This window comes from Deinococcus pimensis DSM 21231, assembly GCF_000519345.1.
Taxonomy (GTDB): Bacteria; Deinococcota; Deinococci; order Deinococcales; family Deinococcaceae; genus Deinococcus_A; species Deinococcus_A pimensis.
This window is the reverse complement of record NZ_KI912637.1, coordinates 71,407-76,506: the sequence shown is the minus strand read 5'-3', so window position 1 is coordinate 76,506 and position 5,100 is coordinate 71,407. Positions and strand designations below refer to the sequence as shown.

Below are 5,100 nucleotides of genomic sequence, written 5' to 3'. Positions count from 1 at the left end.
CGTCCCGAGGGCACGGGCTGGACGCTCGTGGCGGGCGGCACCGCCACGCCCCTGCGCCGCGAACCCGACGGGATCGGCGTGACCACCGTCGCGCTCGACGGTGTGGAACTGCGCGCCCTCGTCAGGCAGGACTACCTGCTGCTGGACCTGGAGCTCGTGGAGCGCGTGTCCCTCCCGGAACTCGTCGCGCTCGGGCGGGTCGTGACGGCCCTGCTGGAGCCCTCGGACGCCTTCCTGCACCTGCGGGTGGCGCGTGGCGTGGCGCAGTGGCTGCGTGACGGCCGCATGGACCTCGCGTCGCTCGCGCCGGGCACCGCCGAGAAGTACGGCGCAGCTGCGCCCGGCGCGCTCCTCGCCTTCGCCCGCAGGGGCGCGCACAACCTGCTCGCGCGCATCGCGAGGCGGCCCGACGAGGACGTCACGCGCGCCTTCCGCGAGGTCGCGCGGACCCTCGGGTGCGACGAGGCGCGCGCCACCCGCCTCATGAACGTCCTGCGCGCGGCCCGTCAGGCGCAGCAGCAGGGCGACCACGACCTCGGCGGCGACCACGAGGTGCAGCGCGACGGGGACCTCTGGACGCGTCAGTACGACGGCGATCCCGTCACGGTGCCCGTGCTGGGCCGCGTCCTCACGTTGCGCGCCGACTACCGCGGCGAGGTCACGGCGGTCCTGCCGGGCTTCCCGGCGATGCCCGTGCGTGACCTGTGGGTCTTCAGCTTCCCGCAGGGCGGCGTGATCGTGGCGCGCAGCGGCCAGCGCTTCGCGGTGAGCTTCGCGGGCGCGCTGGTGCCGTCGCAGGTGTGAAGCCCGGCCCGCCCGACCTCCCCCGGGCCGGACCGTACCCGTGGACGCACGTGTCGGCCGCGCACGGCGGGCGACGCGGCATCCGCCGCCTTCCCGACGGTCGGCTGAGCCTCCTGCTGGACTACGGCCTCAGCGGCTACCTGAACTTCTGGGACGGGGAGGTGCTGCACTACCTCGGGGACGGCGTGACGGGCGATCAGGTCCTGACGCCCGCCACCGCGCTCGGACTCGACGCGCTGCACGGGGGCACACCCGCCCGCGTGTGGGAGCGGCTTCGCCCGAACGTCTGGTACGACCTCGGCTGGTTCCGCTTCGCGGGCGTGACGCGCCGCGAGGTGGGCGGACGGCAGGTGTTCGACTTCAGCCTGCGTCAGGAGACGCCGCCGCCCGGCCACGGGGGCTGAGCGGCGGCGCGGCGCGGCTACTCCTCCGCGAGCCAGCGGGCCGCGTCGAGCGCGTGGTACGTGAGGATGCCGTCGGCGCCCGCGCGGCGCATGCTGCCGAGCGTTTCGAGCACGATGCGGCGCTCGTCGACGTACCCGGCGAGCGCGGCGGCCTTCACCATGGCGTACTCCCCGCTGACGTTGTACGCCACGACGGGCAGATCGAAGTGCTCGCGGACGAAGCGCAGCACGTCGAGGTACGCGAGGGCGGGCTTCACCATCAGGAAGTCCGCGCCCTGCGCCACGTCGAGCCGCGACTCGCGCGCCGCCTCGCGGTAGCCGCCGAGCGGGTCCATCTGGTAGGTCGCCTTGTCGCCCGCGCGGGGCGCGGAATCGAGCGCGTCGCGGAAGGGGCCGTAGTAGGCGCTCTTGTACTTCGTGGAGTACGCCATCACGGCGACGTGACCGAAGCCCGCCTCGTCGAGACCCGCCCGGATCGCGCCGACGCGGCCGTCCATCATGTCGCTCGGCGCGATGACGTCCGCGCCCGCCTCGGCCTGCGAGACGGCCATGCGGACGAGCAGCTCGACGGTCTCGTCGTTGAGGATCTCGCCGCCCTCGCTCACGAGGCCGTCGTGCCCGTCGCTGGAGTACGGGTCGAGGGCGACGTCCGTGACGACGGCGAGGTCGGGCAGTTCGCGCTTGAGGGCGCGGACGGCGCGCTGGAAGAGCCCCTCGGGGTTGAGGCTCTCGCTGCCGCGCGGGTCCTTCAGGGCGTCGGGCACGCGCGGGAAGAGGGCGACGCTGCCCACGCCGAGCCGCGCGGCGGTCTCGGCCTCGCGCAGCAGCCCGTCGATGGAGTGGCGGTACACGCCGGGCATGGAGCGGATCTCCTCGCGCTCCGTACCGTCGTGGACGAACATCGGGAGGATCAGCTGGTGCGGCGCGAGGTGCGCCTCGCGCAGGAAGCCGCGCAGGGCGGGCGTGCGCCGCAGACGGCGGGGACGTTCCTGCAGCTGGAGGCGCGCCGCGAGCTGCGCGTCCGAGGGCCGGGGGTCGGTCGTGGTCATGCGGGCAGGCTAGCGCAGGCGCCCGTGGGCGCTCACGTCCTCCGCCACGATTGCGGCCCGCACCGGACATGAGAACGGAAGTGTGAACGGTCGGGCGGGCGTGAGGAGACGTCGCGGCGCCGTGAGGGCGACGGCACCCTCGCATGAGAGACGGGACGTGCGAAATTTCGCGGCCAGGACGACTTTTTCACGAATCATGAAAATTCGCGTGCCGGGCGCGTTCGGTGCGAATCGGTCTCTCACGGATCCTCTCGTAGAATGTTCGCGTGACGTTGCTTCCAGCCAACGAAAGGGCGCGCTGCCTGGAGGTCCTCCACGAACGTTACGGCGTCCGGCTCGAACGGTCCGAATGGCGGGGTCAGCAGGTTCTGATCAAGTCCCTCACCTGCGACACGCCGGAGTTCGCCGCGCGCTTCCACCGCGAGGGCGAGATCGCCGCGCGGCTCAGCCATCCCAACGTCGTGCCCCTCCTCGCGCACACCGAGACCCAGCTCATCTTCCGCTTCATTCCCGGCGGGGACCTGCGCGCCCGGCTCGACCGTGGCGTGCTGGAACCGACCGAGGCGATCGACATCATCCGCGGCGTCCTCTCCGCGATCGGGCACGCGCACACGCGCGGCGTCACGCACCTCGACCTCAAGCCGGAGAACATCCTGCTGGAGCACGGGCGGGTGCGCGTCACGGACTTCGGCCTGTCGCACGACCGCGCGCTGCCGCGCATCACGGCGCGCGGCGATCGGCTCGGCACGCCGCACTACATGGCGCCCGAGCAGTTCCGCGGCGTCCGCACGGACCCGCGCAGCGACCTGTACAGCGCGGGCGCGATCCTCTTCGAGTGCCTCGCGGGCGGACCGCCGTACCGTGACCCGCTGAGCTGGCTGGCGGGCATCAAGGACGAGCGCGCCCCCCTCCCCTTCCCGGTGGCGCTGCATCCCCTGCTGGAGTCCGCGCTGTCGCGCGACCCGGAGCGGCGCCCGTCGAGCGCGCTGGCCTTCCTGATCGAGCTGGAGCGCGCGGAGAGCAACCTCCGATGACGCTCCTCGGCTTCAGCGGCAACCGCTTCCTCGCGGAGGAGGCCGCGCGGCGCGCCGTGATGGCGCGCGGGCTGAGCTGGCGGGACCTGCCGCGCCTCTCCGGCGAGGACGTCACGCCCGACGCGCTCGCGCCCCTCCTGATGCCCAGCCTGTTCGGTGAGGCGGGCGTCGTGGTCGACCTGGAGGGCGCGAAGATCACGAAGGACCTGCTGGAGGTCATCGGGCGGGGTGCGGCGCACGCGACGGTGGTGGTCATCGACCCGAGCGGCCCGAAGACACGCGTGAAGCTCTACGAGGAACGCGGGCAGCACGTCGCGTCGCCCGCGCCGGAACGTCCGGGAGACGTGACGGGCTGGGTCGTGACCCGCGCGAAGGAGCACAAACTGAAGCTGGAGCGCGACGCCGCGTCGTACCTCGCGGAGGTGTTCGGCGCGGACCTCGCGGGCATCGAGGGAGAGCTGCTCAAGCTCGCCCTGATCGACACGAAGCTGGACCGCGAGTCCGTGCGGCGCGTCGTGGGCCGGGAGTCGCCCGGCGACAGCTTCGCGATGCTGGGCGCGGCCACCTCGGGCCGTCCGCAGGAGGCGATCGCGCAGCTCTCGCGGCTCCTCGCGCAGGGCGAGGATCCCTTCAAGATCATGGGCGCCGTCGTGTGGCAGTACAGCCTCGTGGCGCGCTGCGTGGCGCTCGTGCAGCAGGAGCCCGGCACGAACGAGAACGCCGCCGCGAGCCGTCTCGGGGTGAAGCCCTACCCGGCGAAGAAGGCGCTGGAGGTCGCGCGCCGCCTGAACGAGGCGAGGATCCGCGCGCACCTCTCGCGCATCGCGCAGACGGACCTCGCGATGAAGAGCGGCGCGGACCCCGCGCTGGCGCTCGAACGGCTCGTGGTGTCCCTCAGCGTCTAGCGCGAAGGCCGGGTAGTCTGAGAACCTCATGGTCCCCATTCCCGACACCAGCGACACGCCCCACGCGGGGAGCGTGACGGACCTCGCGCGCGAGGTGCTCCGCTCGGGCGGCCTCACGGTCCTGGACCTGACGCCCCTCGGGGACGCGGAGAACGTCACGTTCCGAGTGGACACGCCCAACGGGGTCCTGCTGCTGAGGCTCAAGCCTCCCGGGCGGCTCACGTCTGCTCGGATGGTGTCGGAGTTCACGTGGCTACGCGCGCTGCGTCGGGACACGCCCCTGCGCGTGCCCGCCCCGCGACCCTTTCCGGACGGCCGCCTCGTGCGGTCCTTCCAGGGTCCGCCGCGCGCCGCGGGAACCACGTGGCTGGCCGCGCTGCTCGACTGGGTGGAGGGCGACGTCCTCGGGGGGACGCCCACGTCGGACGACACCCGCGCGGTCGGGCGCTTCGCGGCGGCGCTGCACGAGCACGCCCTGTGCTTCACCCTTCCCGAGGAGTTCACGAGGCCGCACCTGGGGGACGAGGCGGCCTTCCGGGCCTGGCCTCCCGACCTGCTCGACGGCACGCACCTCACGCGGGTGGAGCGGCGCGCGATCACGCTGGCCCGCCGGGCGGCGCGAACGGCGCTCGCGGCGGCCCAGCGGGGCGAGGTGCGGTCCCATCTGCTCCACATCGACCTGCACCCGGGCAACGTGGTGCGCTCGGCGGGCGGGATCGGCGGGATCGACTTCGACGACTGTCAGTTCGGGCCCGCCCTGTACGACCTCGCCGCGATGCTGGCCCACCTCGGCGTGGGCGACGGGGACGGCGCGCTGCGCGCGGCCTTCCTGGCCGGGTACGAGGAGATCCGCCCGCTGTGGCCGCGCGAGCGGGAGCTGCTCGGCGCGTTCGTCCGGCTCCGT

At 73.3% G+C, this 5,100-nt stretch carries 5 protein-coding genes and 1 pseudogene; 5 read left to right on the top strand and 1 reads right to left on the bottom strand.

Annotated elements, in window-relative coordinates:
• Positions 1-804: pseudogene (locus tag DEIPI_RS39335) on the top strand (hypothetical protein); the annotation flags it as partial.
• Positions 805-854: 50 nt separating this feature from the next.
• Positions 855-1,208 carry a hypothetical protein gene (locus tag DEIPI_RS29770; RefSeq protein ID WP_157463563.1) on the top strand — a complete coding sequence of 118 codons (354 nt, stop codon included), beginning with the start codon at positions 855-857 and terminating at the stop codon, positions 1,206-1,208.
• A gap of 17 nt (positions 1,209-1,225) precedes the next feature.
• On the opposite strand, the gene hemB is transcribed toward DEIPI_RS29770, so the two are convergent.
• Positions 1,226-2,257 carry a porphobilinogen synthase gene (gene hemB, locus DEIPI_RS0109015; protein WP_045233962.1) on the bottom strand — a complete coding sequence of 344 codons (1,032 nt, stop codon included), beginning with the start codon at positions 2,255-2,257 and terminating at the stop codon, positions 1,226-1,228.
• 266 nt (positions 2,258-2,523) lie between these two features.
• Here hemB and DEIPI_RS0109010 point away from each other — a divergent pair, with 266 nt between their 5' ends.
• The 3 genes from DEIPI_RS0109010 to DEIPI_RS0109000 form a co-directional block, all read left to right on the top strand.
• A complete protein-coding gene (locus DEIPI_RS0109010) occupies positions 2,524-3,291 on the top strand; it encodes a serine/threonine-protein kinase (RefSeq protein ID WP_027481571.1) in 768 nt (255 codons plus the stop codon).
• Positions 3,288-4,196: a DNA polymerase III subunit delta gene (gene holA / locus DEIPI_RS0109005; RefSeq protein WP_027481570.1), complete on the top strand. Its 909-nt coding sequence runs from the start codon at positions 3,288-3,290 to the stop codon at positions 4,194-4,196. The genes DEIPI_RS0109010 and holA overlap by 4 nt, the downstream gene beginning before the upstream one ends.
• Positions 4,197-4,224: 28 nt before the next feature.
• Positions 4,225-5,100, top strand: an 876-nt coding sequence (locus tag DEIPI_RS0109000; protein ID WP_027481569.1) for a phosphotransferase enzyme family protein, incomplete at its 3' end; no start/stop codon positions are given.